Consider the following 17,538-nt stretch of genomic DNA (forward strand, 5'->3'; position numbering starts at 1 on the left):
CCTTAGTGAAGCCGGTCATTCCGGGTCAAGGAGCAGGAACATGGGTTTCAAATGTGGTATCGTGGGCCTGCCCAATGTGGGCAAATCGACGCTCTTCAACGCGCTGACGCGCACGGCGGCGGCGCAGGCGGCGAACTTTCCGTTCTGTACCATCGAACCGAATGTCGGTGAGGTTTCGGTGCCCGATGAGCGCCTGAACAAGCTGGCTGCCATCGCGCAATCGAAAAGCGTGATCCCCGCCCGCCTGACCTTCGTGGACATTGCCGGTCTGGTAAAGGGTGCCAGCAAGGGGGAGGGGCTGGGCAACCAGTTCCTCGCCAATATTCGCGAAACCGATGCCATCGCCCATGTGCTGCGCTGTTTCGAGGATGACGACATCACCCATGTGGACGGGCGCGTCGATCCCGTCGCGGATGCCGAGGTGATCGAGACGGAACTGATGCTCGCCGATCTGGAGAGCATCGAGAAGCGGCTTTCCAATCTGCAACGCAAGATCAAGAGCGGCGACAAGGATGCCAAGGCTCAGGTCGAGCTGTTGGCCAAGGCCAAAGCCGCAATCGACGAGGGGCGCCCCGCCCGCACGGTCGAGGTGGACGAGGATGAGCGCAAGGCCTGGGACATGCTGCAACTGCTCAGCGCGAAGCCGGTCCTGTATGTTTGCAATGTGGAGGAATCCTCAGCCGCGCAGGGCAATGCCCAATCCGCCAGGGTGGCGGAAATGGCGGCGGCGCAGGGCGCTGTCTCCGTCGTGATCTCCGCCGCGATCGAGGAGGAGATCAGCCAGCTCGACGATGCGGAGCGTAACGAGTTCCTCGACGATATGGGGTTGGAGGAGGCCGGTCTGGACCGGTTGATCCGCGCGGGCTACGGCCTGCTGAACCTGCAGACATATTTCACCGTCGGGCCGAAGGAAGCGCGCGCCTGGACCATTCACGAGGGCACAAAGGCACCGCAGGCCGCCGGCGTGATCCACGGCGATTTCGAACGCGGCTTCATCCGGGCGGAAACCATTGCCTATGAGGATTTCGTGACCCTTGGCGGCGAACAGAAAGCCAAGGAAGCAGGCAAGATGCGCGCCGAGGGAAAGGCCTATACCGTCGCGGATGGCGACGTTCTGCACTTCCTGTTCAATACCTGATCGCGCGACCCGGGTCAGCAAGCCGATATTTGCGACCCGGTGATGGCGAACGCGATGCAGGCAAACGTGGTGAAAACGGCTCCGCGCCATGGCCGGTCGGGGGGGGTCACCGTCTCAACCGCGATGTGCGACCCGGTGGGACAGCAGCAGGTGCAGCAGGGCGATCACGGCGACCCCCGCGCCGATCAGGCCCAGCGAATCCGGCCCCAGCACCCCGATTGCCATCGCCCCGATCGAGGAACCGATCGTCGCCCCCAGATAGATCGCCGCCGCGTTCAGGGCCAGACTGACCGTGGGCGGGTTGCCGGACATGCGCACGACGCGCACCTGCTGCCCCGCGACGAAGGACCACCCGGCCACCGCGAACAGGATCATGACTCCCGCCAGCATCCAGTCCGCATAGGGCAGGAAGCTGAAAGCGGGCATGATCGCGATCTGCAACAGGCACAGCGTGCCGAGGGTGCGCAGCGGCCCGATCCGGTCCGCCATCCACCCCCCCAGGTAGTTGCCCACGACCGCCCCCGCCCCGAACAGGATCAGCAGGAACGTGATGCCGTCACGTTCGTAGCCCATGCGCGATTCCAGCAACGGCGCGATATTGGTGTAGATAACGTAGATGGAGCCCAGAAAGCTGGTGGTGAACCCGATGACCAGCAGCCCGCGCCAGTTTGCCAGCGCCTCACCCAGACTGTGCAGGCCCGTGACCTCGAACGGCAAATCGTGGGGCACGAACCGCGCAATACCCGCTATGCATACGATGCTGAGCACGGCGACAAGCCAGAAGGCCGATTGCCAGCCGAAGGTGTAGCCGATCCACGTGCCCGCCGGCACCCCCAGCACCTGCGCGAAGGTCAGCCCGGCGAACACCGTGGCCATGACCTTGCCCTGTCGTTCCGGCGCGCTGATCGAGGCCGCAACCCCGGCAGTGACCGGCGTGACCATTCCGGCCCCCAGCGCGGACAGTGCCCGCGCGCCGAACAGAACCTGCGCCGTGGGGGCCAGCGCGATCATGACGGCGGACAGGGCGAATATGCCCAGTCCGATAAGCAGGACGTTCCGGCGTGACCGTGCCCCCGTCAGTGCCACCAGAACCGGGGAGCCTATGGCATAGGTGACCGCATAGATCGTCAGGATCAGACCGGATTGCGTTTCATCCAGCCCGAAGGCCTGCCGTATCGGTAACAGCAGCCCGATGGCGACGAACACGCCCATCCCGATGGCAAAGTTGGCCAGCGACAGTATGAAAACGAGCATGTAGCGTATCCTAAGAAGGGCGGGACCGTGAGGAAGGGTAGGCCGAAAGGAAGGGTAGGCCGAGAGAACGTCCGCCAGGGGATCGCAGCTTGACCAGAGGAAGGAACCCTTGGCTACGATGTACGGCGGCTTGTGTCTTCCCCAAAAACATGTGACCGTCCGAGGCTACGCAAAAGTGTCCAAGAGTGTCGAAGTGGTTCTCTTCCGTTTTTGCGCGGAAGGCACCAGACGTTCGGATATGGCACTCACCTTTGCACCCTCCCAGGATTTGACCGGCAATCTGCGCGACGATCTGCGTCATGCGACCGGACCGGCGCATCTCAAGCTCGATACGCGCATCATGGCGCTGGACGTGGCGACCCGCTCGGGATTGGTGACGTTCCTGCGGGGCAGCGCCTCGGCGCTTCAGACGCTTGCGCCCGTTCTGGACAGCGTGCCGCTGCCGTCCTGCACCCCGCTGCGTGATGCGATCGCGGGCGATCTGTCATATCTGGGCGTGCAGCCCGACCCCCCGCCCGCCGGGGGCCTGCATCTGGACGCGAACGGTGCGCTGGGGGCCTACTACGTTATCGCCGGGTCCAGACTGGGCGCGCAGGTGCTGAAACGGCATCACGCGAAATCCACCGATCCGACAATTCTGGGCGCGGACCGCTATCTTACCGCACCAACGGGACTCGGCATGTGGAAGGCTCTGCTATACCAACTGACGGAAATGAATTCCAAAAAGAACGGCGCTGCGGTTATTGCCGGGGCGCTGGACGCGTTCGATGTGTATGTCCGGGCCTTCGAGGCGCTGGAGCCGGGGGAAAAGACCCATGACGATGAGTGACGAAAACCTGCAACCGCAAGATGTCGATCTGACGAATTGTGAACGTGAGCCGATCCACCAATTGGGCTACGTGCAGGATTTCGGTTGTCTGATCGCGGTGTCCCACGATTGGAACATCACCCATGTTTCTGACAATGTGGGCCGGTTTTTCGACGTGAACCCGCACGATATCATCGGTGGCCCGCTGTCGCGTCTGCTGAACCCCACCGCGCTGCACGACATTCGCGGTCGGTTGCAAGTTCTGGCCGGTGCGGATGCGGTCGAGCGGCTCTTCCACCTCGACGTGGCGCAGGCATCGGTTCCCATGGATGTGGCAATCCATATGTCGGGCCGTTCCATCGTGCTGGAGTTTGAGCGCAGCATGACCCGGGGGGCAGGCGATCAGGCCTCGCTCGTGCGGCCGATGATCGACCGGCTGAACGGCGCGCAATCCCCCGCCCAACTGCTCGATCTGGCGGTGCGCAACATGCGGGCGCTGACCGGATTCGACCGGATCATGTTGTACAAGTTCGCTGATGACGATTCGGGTGAGGTCGTGGCCGAGGTCACCCGCCCCGATCTGGAGGCATTCAAGGGCCTGCGCTATCCGGCGTCTGACATTCCCAAACAGGCGCGGGCGCTGTACGAACGCTCCCTGCTGCGGATCATCGCGGATGTCGATGGCCACAGATCGCAGGTCCTGCCTGAACGTGGACCGGACGGCACTCCGCTGGATATGTCGATGTCCAGCTTGCGGGCCGTATCGCCCATCCATCTGGAATATCTGCGCAACATGGGGGTCGGTGCCTCCATGTCCGTTTCCGTGCTGCGGCGGGGCAAGTTGTGGGGGCTGATCGCCTGCCACCATATGAGCCCGCGCACGCTCAGCTACGAAACCCGTTCCGCCGTCGAAATGTTCGGTCTGGTGCTGTCGTTCGTGCTGGACCAGAAGTTGAGCGACCAAGAACAGACCCAGCTTGAGCGCGCGCGTTCGGTTCACGACCAGCTGATGTCGCAGGTTGTCGAGGGCACACCCCTGGCGGAGAATTTCGACGCATTCACCGATGCGATTGCCGATGTGATCCCCTGGGACGGGGCCATCGCCAGCATCGGGGGCAGCTTCCAGTCGCGCGGTCTGGCCCCCTCAGCCGAGGCTTTCGGAAAATTGCAACGGTTTCTGAACACCACGCAGGCCAGCTCGATCTACGCCACTTCGGAATTGGCGAAGGTCTATCCCGAGGCCGAGGATCTGGGCTCCGATATCGCAGGTATCCTCGCGATTCCGGTTTCGCGCACCCCGCGCGACTATTTCGTCCTGTTCCGGCGCGAAATCGCGCGCACCGTCGTGTGGGCCGGCAACCCGGACAAGCCGGTGACACCCGGTCCCAACGGCGCACGCCTGACCCCGCGTAAGAGCTTCGCCGCCTGGCAGCAGGTCGTGCGCGGCACCAGCCAACCATGGACCGAGGCTGAGTTGCGGGCCGCGGAATCGATGCGCACCACGCTGATCGAGATCATCCTGCGCCTGACCGACAGCGCCTCGCAGGATCGCGACCGTGCCCATGAACGGCAGGAATTGCTGATAGCGGAGCTGAACCACCGCGTCCGCAACATGCTCAACCTGATCCGGGGTCTGATCGCGCAGAGCGCATCGGGCAAGACATCCGTCGCGGATTTCACCGAGGTTCTGGGCGGGCGGGTCTACGCCCTGGCCCGCGCGCACGACCAGTTGACCACAAAACAGTGGGAGCCCGCCTCGTTCCACGGCCTGGTAATGGCCGAGGCGAAGGGATTTCTGGGCGATGAGAGCCGCCTGACAATCGACGGTCCCGACCCCATGCTGCGACCGCTGGCATTCTCGACCTTGGCGCTGGTGATGCATGAGTTGCTGACCAATTCGGTCAAATACGGCGCGTTGAGCGTGCCCGCCGGTCGCATCACCATCGACCTGACGCATGAGCAGGACGGCGGCGTCACCATCGTGTGGAAGGAACATGACGGCCCGATCGTGCAGGCGCCCCTGCGCCACGGCTTCGGCACTGCGATCATCGACCGGTCCATTCCACACGAACTGCACGGCCGCGCGCAGATGCGCTACGATCTGACCGGGGTGGAGGCGACGCTGTACATCCCGCAACCGCAGATCGCGACGATCCGCACCGAAATCGGCAGCGACCGCGCGGCACAGGACGCCGTAGCCCGCGATACCCGGCTGGATATCGGCATCGCCATGATTGTCGAGGACAACATGATCATCGGTATGGATGCCGAGGGCATATTGCAGGAACTGGGCGCGAAGGAGGTCTATCTGGTCGGCAACAACGCCGCAGCACTGGATCTGCTGGGCCGGGTCAAGGTCGATGTCGCGCTGCTCGACGTCAACCTCGGCACGGAGACAAGCGCCCCCGTCGCCCGCATGCTGGCGGAACAGGGCGTTCCGTTCATGCTGACCACAGGCTATGGCGAAGTCGGCACCAGAATGGACGTCAGCGAGGATGTGCCCGTGCTGCAAAAACCGTTCAGCAACGACGCAATCCGCAACGGGCTTCGCAAATTGCTGAGTTGACCGGGGGGCGACCCGCCGGATGACGAAATGCGATTGTATTGTCAGAGGGCAGTGGCGTCAGAGTTTTCATTCATGACTAAATAGCGATGGAGTTTTAACGCTAGAGGCGGCGGACGCCTTTCAAAACCGCATCCTGTAGGTTCTGGCCATGAAGAACAGATACATCACCTGTAGTCTCTAAAACCACTGCGCGTACCTCGGCTAAATCAAGAATATTTGCTTCCCGAAGCTTGGCGATAAGATCATCTTCAGCAACACGCGTGGCTTCGAGAGCGTCGTGTAGAATAGCACCATCGCGCATCAACATGACCGGGCAATTTTGTATGACTTGTTCAAACTGACCCGATTTCCGCCGCAGGCGTGCCAATACGTACTGTACGCTAAGTAGTGCGGTCATAGCGATAATAGCTTGAAAGAAAGCCTGCCAAGTTGATGACTGACTGGCGCCTGCTAGCAAAGATGCAGTTGCGAGTGTCACGACAAAATCGAACGATGTCATTTTCGAGAACGCTCGAAGCCCAACAAATCGTACAACTATTATGATCCAGAACAGTGCTAAGGATGATAGCAGTAGGCCGCGGAAAATTGTATCGAGAGCTTCGTTTTCAAAAAACATGATAAAGTATCCTATGGCAGGGCATGTTCTGACCTATTACCTTTGGTTGTATTACCAGTCTTGTGAGTGGGTTGCTCAACAAACCCTCGCTTTTCGGCCATACGTCAACCACCTCATTGGAGGCTACCAAAAGCCCCACTCGAAACCCAAGGCCTTGTTGCAGGTTTTTGACCGTCTCGTGACACCCGACTTTCGCTGCGTAGCCGAATTCGGTCAAAACGTGCTCTTTTGAGACCTTCGCCGCGACCTGCGCAAAGGTCGGCTATGCCGTTTTCCAAAAACTAGGCCGTTGATGACGTAAAGGTCAAAGTCATCTGACGTTTCACAAGTGAAAAGTGGTGCCGCAGAAGGGATTCGAACCCCCGACCCCATCATTACGAATGATGTGCTCTACCAACTGAGCTACTGCGGCGACGGGCCGTGATTAGCGATTGCGCGTGATCTGCGCAAGAGAAATCAGGCCGATTTCGCGGGTTCCGTTTCCTTGCGCGCGGCGGCGGCTGCCAGATCGGTTTCGTCCATTGCGGCGCCGTCGATATCGCCCGTCATCGGATTGGTCTCAGGCGGAACGGTCCCTGTCTCTTCGGCTGTGGACCCGCCAGATACCGAGTGCTCCTCAGACTCAATCGGTGAGCCCTCATCCTGCGCGTCGGAACCGAGAATTCCGGTGATAACGGGCAGCATTGCCGCACTGTCGGTTCGGCTGGCGGAAGGTTGCGACAGTTCGAGCCAGTCGATGGTGTCGAAGGCGTCGCAGTTGGAGCAGGTCGCGGACCACTCGGCGTGGGTGGCGCGGCAATTCGTGCAGACCCATTGCGGCCCCTGCGATGCGGTCAGCGCCTTGGCCAGCCAGCCGCGCACGACCTTGTCGTCGGCCCCTTCGCCGCGTTCGACCGCCGCCATGATCGCCAGAGCGCGAGTGGTCGGTGCTGTCGTCGCCAGATCGCCCATTGCACGGCGCGCTGCGGGGAAATCCTCATCCGCGATGGCCAGTTCGGCCTTGAGCATCCTGGTCTCCGGGTGATCGGGATGCGCCTGAAGCAAGGGCTCGAACCGCTTGCGCCGCGCCGAGGGATCCTCATCCGGGACAAGCGCGGCAAAGGCGGCTGCCAGATCGGGGTGCGGCGCGATCTTCCATGTCTTGAGCAAGGTACGCTGCGCGGCGCGGGGGCTGTTGCGATGCAGATGCACGCGCGAGGCGGTAACGGAGGCGGGAACATGTCCGGGCGTCAGGCGGTGCGCCTCAAGCGCGGCATCACCGGCGGGGCCTGCGTCGTCCACGGCGATACGCTCCCGTGCGGAGGCGAGGGTCAGCATCGCGTCGCGCCGGTTTGCAACGTCACGGGGCAGGGCGCTGGCCTTGACCTGAGCGGCCAAGGTGCGGCGCGCGCCGTCCCATTCTGCCTGTTCGGTTTGCAAGGTGAACAGCGTGCTCAAAAGCCCCTCATGCCGGGGCCGGATCGCAAAGGCACGCTCGGCCAGTTTCAGCGCGGTTTCCGTCTCCCCCTTGGCGAGGCGTTGGCGCATCAGGCCGTGAATGCCCACGAAACGCGTGCGTCCATCGGACAGCATGGCCTTGTACTGTTCCTCGGCCAGATGCCGCTCACCCGCTTCCTCCGCCGCCTGCGCGGTGACGAGGCGGGTCAGTTCGGGGCGGTCGAGCAGTTTGTCGGCCTTGCGCGCACGGCTCAACGCGTTCTTGCCATCACCCGAGGCGTTCAGCATCATCGCCTCGGCCAGGGCGTTGAACCCGCGACGTTCCCTGTTGCGATCGAAAAAGCGCGACAGCGCCGTTTCATCCCCCGTCAGGAACCGCAGCACCGCGATCAGAAGCCCCACGAGTTTCAGCACGATCAGGAAAAGGATCATTGCGATGGCCAGAACGACCAGCACCTCGATCGGCTCGAAGGGATATTCGCGCCCGCCCACGGCGAGCGTCAGACCGCCGTCCTGATCCATCACATAGATCACACCGAAAGCGGCCGCCGTGATAAGAGCGACGAAGAGAATGATTTTGAGCAGGGACCAGAGCATCTAAGCGTTTCCTCGGGAATTCAGTTATCGGCGTCCAGACGTTCGGCCAGGGTGCGGTATGCGGAAAGGGCATCATGGCGCGCGCGCAAGTCCGCGATCCATGACGAGAGGGTTTCGGCAGAGGCGCCGGACAGCTGCTCCGCCTCGGTCAGTGCGGCCTCCAGATTGCCCCGACGCAGGCGCGCCTCAACACGTGAGAGGATGGCGTCGGCATCGTCGCCTTCGCGTTCGACCAGCGAGCGTCCAGCAACGCGAGAGCGCAGGAAGGCGCTGGCGCTGGCCAGGATATTATCGTCCTCACCCGGTGCGATTTCGGCGCGGATGGCCTGACGCGCAACCTCGGGGAAGCTGGTTTCCAGCGCGACCTGGGTCGGCACGCCGGTGGGTGCCAATTCCGGCAGGGGGGCAGGAATCTCGACCTGTTCAGCGAGTTCAGCGAGCGGTTCCTCGAACGGCTCCCCGGTATCGAGGGCATTTGCCAGCGCGGTCATGGCCGCCTGTTCCGAGGCGACGGCGACCTGCGCCTCGGCCTCGGCCTGCGCGGCGGCGACTTCCTCACGCGCGGTGGCGAGCTGACGTTCCGCAGTGGCGGCAACCTCGTCGATCCGCTGATCCAGTGCCCCGTTGCGCGCGGATATCGAATCCAGTTCGGCTTGTAGCCCCTCCAGCGCGGCGGTGAAGGCGTCGATCTGGGCCGCGTTCTGGCCGGTGATGCCGCCTTCACCGGCTGCAAGGCCCGTCAGATCGCTGCGCAGCGACGACATCTCCGCGGCGATGCCCTCCAGCCGGGTTTCGACCTGAGCCAGACGTTCCTCGATCGCGGCACTGTCGGCGGCGGCGACCTGATCGGACAAATCGTTGACCTGTGCGCTGAGCGCGGTGATCGATTCCGCGCTCCGCTGTTCGCTCTCGACCAGGGCGGTGTCGATGCGCTCATCCACACTTTCGGGCGTCAAACCGGTGTCGAGCGTGTCGATCCGGGCGTTCAGCCGGGCCTCCATCTCCTCCACCTGCATTTGTGCGGCCCGCTGGCCGGGGGTCAGCCATTCGGCGACCGGGGCAAGACCGGAGGGCAGGTTGGGCGCGACCTTGGGCCCGGCCCAAAGGATCAGCACCGCACCCGCTACCAGCAGGAACAGCCAGAACAGAACACGCCCCGCGATGGAGCCTGTATCCTCATGATATTCATCATCCGATGATATGCCGTCGGATGAGGACGCATCAGGTGCGATGTAGCTGGGGCTGGCCGGATCGGAGGTCGAGCGCGCGTTCACATCCGCGGGCGCGCCGCCCCACGGCGTGGTTGCGGCGGCTGCGGTGGCGCCGGGGATGACGGAATCAGCGTCATCCTGCGGCGTGTCGTCTGCATCGTCATCAGGGGAAACGTCATCGGCGTTCACGTCGGCAGGAACGGTATCCGCCCCGGCCGCGATGATGTCGTCATGAGTCTCATCGTCCTGCACTTCGATGTCCGAATTGTCATCGTCGGGGATCACCAGCGGGTCCGTCTTGGCCGGAGGGGTGTCCGGCGTCTCGACCAGTTCGGCATCCTCGACATCGGGCAGATTTGTGTCGGCACCGTCGACCTTGTCGTCGGTATCGTGCTGCTGGTCGGGGCGCTTGGGGTCGGACATGGCAAAAACTCTCGATAGGCGCGGCTGTGGATGCAATTCAAGCTAGGTCAGCGGGCGAAAGCGGCAAGCCTTAACATTGTGCGCTCTTGCGGTGCAGCAATGCAAGCAGACCGTTCGTATCAGGCGTGGGCGACGTTTCCACGCCCTTTGATGCCAACGGGGCCAGAATTCGGGCGGTTGCGGGGCTGATGGCGATCAGGCGCGTCGCGTCCAGCCGCCAGCGATCCGTGCGTTCGGCCAGCAACCGTGCGGCGGTTCGCGGGGAAAAGACCGGGATCATGTCGATTTCCCCAGCCTCCAATGCATGATGAGCGTCGGGCGACAGGGGGCGCGCTTCCGCCTCATAGGTGATGCAGGTGGCGATTTGGCGATCCGGCAGCAGGTCTGCCAGCTCAGCGGAAACATGCGTGCCGCGAATGTGCAGCAGGGGGCCGCTGGATTGCTCTCGCAAATGGGGCGCCAGCGCGATGAGTGTCGGGGCCGTCGCGGCAATGGGGAACCCCGCCGCCCGTGCGGCCTGCGCCGTACGCGCCCCGACGCAAAAGGCCGGCAGGGTGCAGGTGCCGTTCCGCCGCCGCCAGCCCGCCACCCCGTTGGTGGAGGTGAACACCACCGCCCGGGCCGGGCCCGTATCCACCACCGGGTTCAGAAACCGGATCTCCAGCAAGGGGGAGGTCAGAACCTCGAAACCAGGCCCCAGCGCCTGCGCGAAATCCTGCGATTGCGCGCTCGGACGGGTCAGCAGAACCCGCGTCACAGAAATCCCGGTCACAGAAATCCGGGGCCGGCGCGGCGCAGCAATTCGCGCCCGGCTGTCGCCCCCATCTCCACCCCATCGGCGCAGGGCGCGCGCCATGTGTCGGAATGCGTGATGGAGCCGTCAGGCTTCAGGATTTCGCCGCGCAGGGTCACGTGCCCGTCCTGCATCTGCGCCAGCCCGCCGATGGGCGTGCGGCACGATCCGTCCAGCTCCGCCAGAAAGGCCCGCTCCACCGCGACGACCAGCGCACTGTCGGCGTCGTTCAGCGGGGCGAGCAGGGCGCTTGCCTGCGCATCATCCGCCCGCTGTTCGATCGAGATCGCGCCCTGCGCCACGGCGGGCAGCATGGTTTCGGGGGGGATCGGGTTGAGAAGGTCCGTCTGTCCCAGCCGGTTCAGCCCCGCACAGGCCAGCAGGGTCGCAACGGCCAGACCGGCATCCAGCTTGGCCAGCCGGGTCTGCACGTTGCCGCGAAACTCCACGAACCGCAGGTCGGGACGCCGTGCGGCCATCTGCGCCCTGCGCCGGATCGAGGATGACCCCACGACCGAACCCTGCGGCAGCGCGTCGAATGTCGCATATTTGCGGGAAATGAAGCTGTCGCGCACGTCCTCACGCGGCAGGAACGTGCTGAGCGTCAGGCCGTCAGGCAGAAGGTTTGCCACGTCCTTGGTCGAGTGTACGGCAATGTCGATGCGGCGGTCCATCAGAGCGGCTTCGAGCTCCTTGGTAAACAGGCCCTTGCCGCCGATCTCGCTCAACGGTCGGTCCTGCACGGCGTCGCCGGTGGTCTGAATCACCGTGATGGCGAAGCAATCCTCGGGCAGGGAATGCGCGGTGGCGAGGCGTCCACGCACCTCATGCGCCTGCGCCAGGGCGAGCGGCGATCCACGGGTTCCGATTTTCAGCGGGGTGTCTGGGGTCGGTTCTGTCATGGGGCTATCTAGCCATGTGACGGGTTTTCAGCAAGTGTGACACCGCCCTGCCATGTAGGTGCGGCTGAACGGGCATGGATGCGTTCGGGCGCACCGGCCCCTGCGGATCACGGCGTGATGTTGTTGCGGTACAGCCAATCCTCGATGGCGGGGCGCACGCTTTGCGCACCGCTGGCGCAGGCGTCGTCTATCACGGCGCGGACCTCATCCAGATCGCAGCGGCGCAGCAGATGCTTGACCGGCCCGATGGAGGCTGGGCGCATCGACAGATTGCGCAACCCCATCGCTGACAGGCACAATGCCTCGATCGGGCGGCCGGCATCTTCGCCGCAGAAGCTGACCGGCGTGTCGTGGCGGTCGCAACGCTCGACGATCTGGCTGATGAAGGTCAGGTAGCTGACGTTCAGCGTGTCATAGCGGCGCCGGACGCGCTCGTTCTCGCGGTCCGCGGCAAAGAAGAACTGTTTCAGATCGTTGCCCCCGATCGAGACGAAATCGACGATCTCGAAGAAGGCATCAGGCGCGAAGGCCAGGCTGGGCGTCTCCAGCATCGCGCCGACTTCCAGCGATTGCGGCGCGACATGACCCATGGAAACCTCACGCGCGGCCTCATCGAAGACCAGCTTGCGGGCCTCAAGGAATTCGTCGAGCTGTGCGACCATGGGAAACATCACCGACAGCGGACGCCCGTTCGCGCCGCGCAGCAGGCTTTGCACCTGCATCCGCATCACCCCGCGCCGGTCGAGGCCGAGGCGGATCGCGCGCCAGCCCATCGCCGGGTTCGGCTCATCCGTGGGGCGCATGTAGGGCAGCACCTTGTCCGAGCCGATGTCCAGCGTGCGAAAGACCACGCGCTTGCCGCGCCCTGAATCCAGAATCCGCGAATAGAGCGCCGCCTGCTCCGCCCGGCGGGGCACCTTGGAGCGGACGAGGAATTGCAGCTCGGTGCGGTACAGCCCCACCCCCTCCGCGCCGCTGCTCACCAGCGAGGGCAGATCCGCCATCAGGCCTGCATTCATGTGCAGCGACACGATCGTCCCGCACAGCGCCTGCGCGGGAAGTTCGCGCAGCGTGGCGTATTTTTCCTGCGCTTCGGCGCGCATGGCCATCTTTTCGCGAAAGGCGCTGCGCACGCTGTCCTCGGGGCGCAGATGGACGAACCCGGTGTCGCCGTCGATCAGGATCGGATCGCCCTCCAGCGCCTCCCGCGTGATGCGTCCGGCTTGCAGAACCAGCGGGATCGCCAGTGCGCGCGCCACGATCACCGCGTGCGAACTGACGGCGCCCTGTTCCAGCACGACACCGCAAAGCCGGTTGCCATAGTCCAGCAGCTCCGCCGGGCCGATATTGCGGGCGACCAGCACCGCGTTGTCGGGAATGTCGAACCGGTCGTCGCGCTGCCCCGAAAGCAGTCGCAGCAGACGATAGGACAGATCGTCCAGGTCGTGAAAGCGTTCGCGCAAATACGGATCGGTCATGTGCGACATGCGTTTGCGAATGCTGGCCTGTTCCTTCTCGACCGAGACCTCGGCGGCCAGACCTTCGCGGATGCCGTCCTCTATCCGGGTGATCCAGCCGCGATCGCGGGCGAACATCGCATAGGTGTGCAGGACCTCGGCCGCCTCGCCCGCCTCATCGACCGCGCCGGTGTCGAGCATACGGTCCACTTCGCCGTGCAATCTGTGCAGGGCGTCGTGCAGACGGCGATGTTCGGCCTCGGGGTCGTCGCTGACGGGGTTCGTGATGACGATATGCGGATCGTGCAGATGGACGACCCCTTCGGCGACCCCCTCCTGCCCCTGGATGCCGCGAAAGAAGACCGGGCTGGAATGGGGCGGGGCAATTCCCCCCAGATCGCCGCTGGAGGTGAAGGCCCCGGCCTCCGCCATTTCGGCGATCACCATCGCCACGACCTCCAGCCCGTGCAGGTCGTCCTCGGAAAATTTGCGGACCGACTTGTTCTGAACGACCAGCACGCCCAGTGATTCGCCAAGCCGCTGGATCGGCACGCCCAGAAAGCCGGAATAGATTTCCTCGCTCGTTTCGGGCATGTAGCGAAACCCCGGGGTGCGCGGCGCGTCGGCGGTGTTGACCGCCTGACCGTGTTCCGCGACCCGGCCCACCAGACCCTGGCCGAACCGCATCCGGGTCTGATGCACGGCCTCGGGGTTGAGTCCTTCCGTTGCGCACAACTCCAGCGTGCGTTCGTCGCAACGCAGGTAGATCGAGCACACTTCGGTGTCCATCGTTTCGGCGATCACCCGGACCATGATGTCCAGCCGTTCCTGCCCGCCCTCACGATTGGCGAGAACGTCACGCAGCTTTTGCAGCAACACCCTCGAAGAGGCACCGCGTGTAGGGGTGTTCATCTCGGGCTCACCATACGCTCGTTCTAGTTGTGGGGACTATAGGGCCGCGAATGGATGAGGTGAAGGGCGATAAGTCCCGCCAGGTGTAGCCAAAGTCACAGCGCGAGAAATGATCACCGCACGGAATGCGCCGATAAATGACCGCGCGGGATGCGCCGATATCCGCAGGTGCGGCTAAAGCCCCCGCAGGATCACGACGAGGGCTTCAGCGAAGGATCATCCGACCTTGTGTAGCTCGAACGTGTCGTGCAGCGCCTGCACGGCCAGCTCCATGTATTTGCGGTCCACCAGGACGGAGACCTTGATCTCGCTCGTTGTGATGACCTTGATGTTCACGCCGTCATTGGCCAGCGCGCGGAACATCTTTCCGGCGACACCCGCATGGGAGCGCATTCCGATGCCGACGATGGAGATCTTGGCGCAATCGGTATCCACCACCAGATCATCATAGGAGATGGTGCCCGCAGTCTTGCCCGCCTCGACCGCAGCCGTCGCGCGGGCGACGTCATCCACAGGGCAGGAGAAGGTGATGTCGGTGTACCCTTCCTCCGAGATGTTCTGGATGATCATGTCCACATTCACGCCCGCATCCGCCAGCGGGCCGAAGACGCTGGCCGCGATGCCGGGGCTGTCGGCCAGATGCAGCAGGGTGATCTTCGCCTCGTCGCGGCTGTAGGCGACACCGGAGATGACGTTGGATTCCATGATTTCATCCTCATCGCAGACGAGCGTTCCGGGCTCGTCGGAAAAACTGGACCGCACGGCGAGGCGGACCTTGTGGGCCATGGCCAGCTCGACCGAGCGGACCTGAAGCACCTTCGCGCCGAGGCTGGCAAGCTCCAGCATCTCCTCATAGGCGATGCGGTCCAGCTTGCGGGCCTTCTTGGTGATGCGCGGATCGGTGGTATAGACGCCGTCCACATCGGTATAGATGTCGCAGCGTTCCGCGCCCAGCGCGGCGGCAAAGGCGACGGCGGTGGTGTCGGACCCGCCGCGACCCAGTGTGGTGATCCGGCCCTCGGCGCTCAGCCCCTGAAAACCGGCGATCACCGCATGGGTGCCCTCAGCGAATTTCGCGTCCAGATTGGCGGTGTCGATGCCCTCGATCCGCGCGACGCCGTGGGCGGAGGACGTGCGCACCGGCACCTGCCATCCCAGCCAGGACCGCGCGTCGATGCCCATCTGCTGCAAGGTCAGCGCCATCAGGCCCGCCGTCACCTGCTCACCCGAGGCGACGACGCTGTCATATTCGCGCGCATCATAGAACCCGGCGGAATTGCTGCCTGCCGGGGCGGCGGCATCGCGCACCCAACCGACCAGCTCATTGGTCTTGCCCGACATGGCGGACACGACGACGGCAACGTCGTAGCCTGCGTCGATCTCCCGCTTGACCTTGAGGGCGGCGTTCCTGATGCGGTCCAGATCGGCGACCGAGGTGCCGCCGAATTTCATCACGAGGCGGGGCATGAGGCGTATCCTGACGTATTGATATTTGCCCTGAACGGCGGGCCGGAAAATCCGCGCGGTACTTAGCGTGTCGCGCGACAATGGGCAAGCAATCGCGCGCTCAGTGCGTCTTTCGCGGGCCGAAGGGCAGGGGGGCCACCGGAATGCCGTCGTCGATCAGGGCCTTCGCCTCCGCCTGCGTGGCCTCACCCCAGATCGGGCGTTCGTCGCTTTCGCCCTCATGAATGCGGCGGGCCTCGCTCGCGAAGGTCTTGCCCACATAGTCGCTTTCGGCCTCGACCTTTTCGCGCAGCGCGCGCAGGGCAATCTCGGCCGGCGACCGGTTCGCGGTCAGCGGCGCGCTCTCTTCCTCCGCCGCGCTTACGCGGGGGGCCATCATCGCCTTGACCACATCGTCATCGCCGCAGATCGCACAGGACACATGCCCGGCCCCGGCCAGGCGGTCATAGGTGTCGCTGTCAGCGAACCAGCTTTCGAAGCGGTGCCCGGCACTGCATTTGAGGGTATAGCGGATCATCTCGTCACCGTTGCGTCAAATCACTGCGTTAGATAGCGATGGTCCCGCCCGATGCAAAGCGGCATCGCCGTCGCGGGCATTTGGCAAGGCCACCTTACACGAGGAGACCCGATGACGATACGAGGCTGGCGCCGAATCGCCGTAGTGCTGGTCTGCACCGTGATGGGCGGGCTGGTCGTCGCCTGGGGCGTGCCGACCCTGGGCGCGATGGTCTTGATCGCGATTAGCGGGCTGTCGGGCATCGCGGTGTTCGCGATTCTGGCGCCGGACGTCGATGACGAACCCGCGACCAACGCCCCCAAGTCATCCGGCGCCTTGCCGCGCGGTGTCGGGCGGCATCTGCTGGAACGCATCCCCAGTCCGCTGTTCCTGATCGACGCGCGCGGGCGCATCGTCTACGCCAATACGGCGACGCGCGCGATGCTGCCCCGGCTGGAACAGGGCGTCCATTATGCCTCGCTGTTTCGGGCACCCGCCTTCGTTGATGGTGTCGCGCAGGTGATGCAGGGCACGGCGGAGCAGACGGTGACCTTCACCACGTTCTTCGCCGGGATCGAGACACATCTTCTGGCGCAGATGCGACAGATGGAAGCGGATCAGGAATTCGGGGCCGGCCAGCAAGTCCTCGTCCAGTTGTCGGATGAGACGCGGCGCATGGCGACGGAGCGGATGCGCACGGATTTCATCGCCAATGCCAGCCACGAATTGCGCACGCCGCTCGCCTCGATCATCGGTTATATCGAAACGCTGCAAGGCCACGCCCGCGATGATGAGGCCGCCCGCATTCATTTCCTCGACATCATGTCGCAACAGGCGGCGCGAATGCAGCGGCTGGTGGAGGATCTGATGTCGCTCAGCCGGATCGAGATGGACGCCCGCTCCACCCCGACGACGCCCTGCGATCTGTCGCGGATCGTGCTTGAGGTCACGGATGGAATGCAGCCTCTGGCCCAGCGGCGCAAGGCAACGTTGCAGGTCACGTTCGGGCAGGAAAGCGCCGGGATCGTCGCCGATCGCGATCAGATCGGGCAGGTGCTCAGCAACCTGATAGAGAACGCGCTGAAATACGGGGGCGAGGGCGGCACGGTCAGGGTTTTCCGCACCGAAGCCGATTCGCGGTTTCCCGGCATGATCGGCGTGGGGGTCAGCGACGACGGCCCGGGGATCGGTCGCGAACACCTGCCCCGCCTGACCGAACGTTTCTACCGGGTCAACGCCAAGCAGAGCAGGGCGCAGGGCGGCACGGGGCTGGGCCTTGCCATCGTGAAGCACATCCTCGCCCGGCATGGCGGGGAACTGGACGTCGCGTCAGTTCAGGGGCTGGGCAGCACCTTTACCGCATGGTTGCCGTTGCATACGCAGGACGAGGCGGCGTGACTCTGGCTTATTCCATGCAAAATCAACGTCATGAACTGTCATATTTCCGATATGGCCTGCTGT

13 protein-coding genes and 1 tRNA gene are annotated in these 17,538 nt (G+C 63.9%); 4 read left to right on the forward strand and 10 right to left on the reverse strand.

Annotated features, from left to right (window positions below; all coding sequences use genetic code 11):
- Positions 1–40 precede the first annotated feature (40 nt).
- Positions 41–1,138 (forward strand): redox-regulated ATPase YchF, encoded by a 1,098-nt coding sequence (gene ychF, locus H1S03_RS05400; RefSeq protein WP_185803499.1) that lies wholly within the window; start codon positions 41–43, stop codon positions 1,136–1,138.
- A 114-nt stretch (positions 1,139–1,252) separates the two neighbouring features.
- Here the strand turns inward: ychF and H1S03_RS05405 are convergent, their stop codons facing one another.
- A complete protein-coding gene (locus H1S03_RS05405) occupies positions 1,253–2,392 on the reverse strand; it encodes an MFS transporter (protein WP_185803500.1) in 1,140 nt (379 codons plus the stop codon).
- Positions 2,393–2,630: 238 nt separating this feature from the next.
- On the opposite strand from H1S03_RS05405, the gene H1S03_RS05410 reads away from it, so the two are divergent.
- Both H1S03_RS05410 and H1S03_RS05415 read left to right on the forward strand, forming a co-directional pair.
- Positions 2,631–3,221: a biliverdin-producing heme oxygenase gene (locus tag H1S03_RS05410; protein WP_185803501.1), complete on the forward strand. Its 591-nt coding sequence runs from the start codon at positions 2,631–2,633 to the stop codon at positions 3,219–3,221.
- Positions 3,208–5,766, forward strand: coding sequence for an HWE histidine kinase domain-containing protein (locus tag H1S03_RS05415; protein WP_249777811.1), 2,559 nt, complete (start codon positions 3,208–3,210; stop codon positions 5,764–5,766). The genes H1S03_RS05410 and H1S03_RS05415 overlap by 14 nt, the downstream gene beginning before the upstream one ends.
- A gap of 100 nt (positions 5,767–5,866) precedes the next feature.
- On the opposite strand, the gene H1S03_RS05420 is transcribed toward H1S03_RS05415, so the two are convergent.
- From H1S03_RS05420 to H1S03_RS05460, 9 genes are all read right to left on the reverse strand, one after another.
- Complete coding sequence (locus H1S03_RS05420; RefSeq protein WP_185803502.1) at positions 5,867–6,382, reverse strand: DUF421 domain-containing protein; 516 nt, start codon at positions 6,380–6,382, stop codon at positions 5,867–5,869.
- 336 nt (positions 6,383–6,718) lie between these two features.
- Positions 6,719–6,794, reverse strand: a tRNA-Thr gene (locus H1S03_RS05425).
- A gap of 44 nt (positions 6,795–6,838) precedes the next feature.
- Positions 6,839–8,416 carry a heme biosynthesis protein HemY gene (locus H1S03_RS05430; RefSeq protein WP_185803503.1) on the reverse strand — a complete coding sequence of 526 codons (1,578 nt, stop codon included), beginning with the start codon at positions 8,414–8,416 and terminating at the stop codon, positions 6,839–6,841.
- A 20-nt stretch (positions 8,417–8,436) separates the two neighbouring features.
- Positions 8,437–10,050, reverse strand: a complete 1,614-nt coding sequence (locus H1S03_RS05435; RefSeq protein ID WP_185803504.1) for a mitofilin family membrane protein — start codon at positions 10,048–10,050, stop codon at positions 8,437–8,439.
- A gap of 70 nt (positions 10,051–10,120) precedes the next feature.
- Positions 10,121–10,822 carry a uroporphyrinogen-III synthase gene (locus H1S03_RS05440; protein ID WP_185803505.1) on the reverse strand — a complete coding sequence of 234 codons (702 nt, stop codon included), beginning with the start codon at positions 10,820–10,822 and terminating at the stop codon, positions 10,121–10,123.
- Positions 10,819–11,745 carry a hydroxymethylbilane synthase gene (gene hemC, locus H1S03_RS05445; protein ID WP_185803506.1) on the reverse strand — a complete coding sequence of 309 codons (927 nt, stop codon included), beginning with the start codon at positions 11,743–11,745 and terminating at the stop codon, positions 10,819–10,821. The genes H1S03_RS05440 and hemC overlap by 4 nt, the downstream gene beginning before the upstream one ends.
- Before the next feature lie 107 nt (positions 11,746–11,852).
- Positions 11,853–14,114 carry a phosphoenolpyruvate--protein phosphotransferase gene (gene ptsP, locus H1S03_RS05450; protein WP_185803507.1) on the reverse strand — a complete coding sequence of 754 codons (2,262 nt, stop codon included), beginning with the start codon at positions 14,112–14,114 and terminating at the stop codon, positions 11,853–11,855.
- Between the two features lie 216 nt (positions 14,115–14,330).
- Entirely contained in the window at positions 14,331–15,581 is a 1,251-nt protein-coding gene (locus H1S03_RS05455) for an aspartate kinase (protein WP_166188955.1), read from the reverse strand.
- A 100-nt stretch (positions 15,582–15,681) separates the two neighbouring features.
- Complete coding sequence (locus H1S03_RS05460; protein WP_185803508.1) at positions 15,682–16,098, reverse strand: DUF1178 family protein; 417 nt, start codon at positions 16,096–16,098, stop codon at positions 15,682–15,684.
- Positions 16,099–16,209: 111 nt separating this feature from the next.
- Here H1S03_RS05460 and H1S03_RS05465 point away from each other — a divergent pair, with 111 nt between their 5' ends.
- On the forward strand, positions 16,210–17,475 hold the full coding sequence (locus tag H1S03_RS05465) for an ATP-binding protein (RefSeq protein WP_185803509.1): 1,266 nt from the start codon (positions 16,210–16,212) through the stop codon (positions 17,473–17,475).
- Positions 17,476–17,538: the final 63 nt, after the last annotated feature.

Source organism: Pontivivens nitratireducens, assembly GCF_014235845.1.
Taxonomy (GTDB): Bacteria; Pseudomonadota; Alphaproteobacteria; order Rhodobacterales; family Rhodobacteraceae; genus Pontivivens; species Pontivivens nitratireducens.

Coding starts and splice junctions, on each gene's coding strand:
- H1S03_RS05415 (WP_249777811.1), top strand. CDS start 3,208: ATGACGATGAGTGACGAAAACCTGCAACCGCAAGATGTCGATCTGACG.
- H1S03_RS05435 (WP_185803504.1), bottom strand. CDS start 10,050: ATGTCCGACCCCAAGCGCCCCGACCAGCAGCACGATACCGACGACAAG.
- H1S03_RS05430 (WP_185803503.1), bottom strand. CDS start 8,416: ATGCTCTGGTCCCTGCTCAAAATCATTCTCTTCGTCGCTCTTATCACG.
- H1S03_RS05410 (WP_185803501.1), top strand. CDS start 2,631: ATGGCACTCACCTTTGCACCCTCCCAGGATTTGACCGGCAATCTGCGC.
- H1S03_RS05405 (WP_185803500.1), bottom strand. CDS start 2,392: ATGCTCGTTTTCATACTGTCGCTGGCCAACTTTGCCATCGGGATGGGC.
- H1S03_RS05455 (WP_166188955.1), bottom strand. CDS start 15,581: ATGCCCCGCCTCGTGATGAAATTCGGCGGCACCTCGGTCGCCGATCTG.
- H1S03_RS05460 (WP_185803508.1), bottom strand. CDS start 16,098: ATGATCCGCTATACCCTCAAATGCAGTGCCGGGCACCGCTTCGAAAGC.
- ychF (WP_185803499.1), top strand. CDS start 41: ATGGGTTTCAAATGTGGTATCGTGGGCCTGCCCAATGTGGGCAAATCG.
- hemC (WP_185803506.1), bottom strand. CDS start 11,745: ATGACAGAACCGACCCCAGACACCCCGCTGAAAATCGGAACCCGTGGA.
- H1S03_RS05465 (WP_185803509.1), top strand. CDS start 16,210: ATGACGATACGAGGCTGGCGCCGAATCGCCGTAGTGCTGGTCTGCACC.
- H1S03_RS05420 (WP_185803502.1), bottom strand. CDS start 6,382: ATGTTTTTTGAAAACGAAGCTCTCGATACAATTTTCCGCGGCCTACTG.
- ptsP (WP_185803507.1), bottom strand. CDS start 14,114: ATGAACACCCCTACACGCGGTGCCTCTTCGAGGGTGTTGCTGCAAAAG.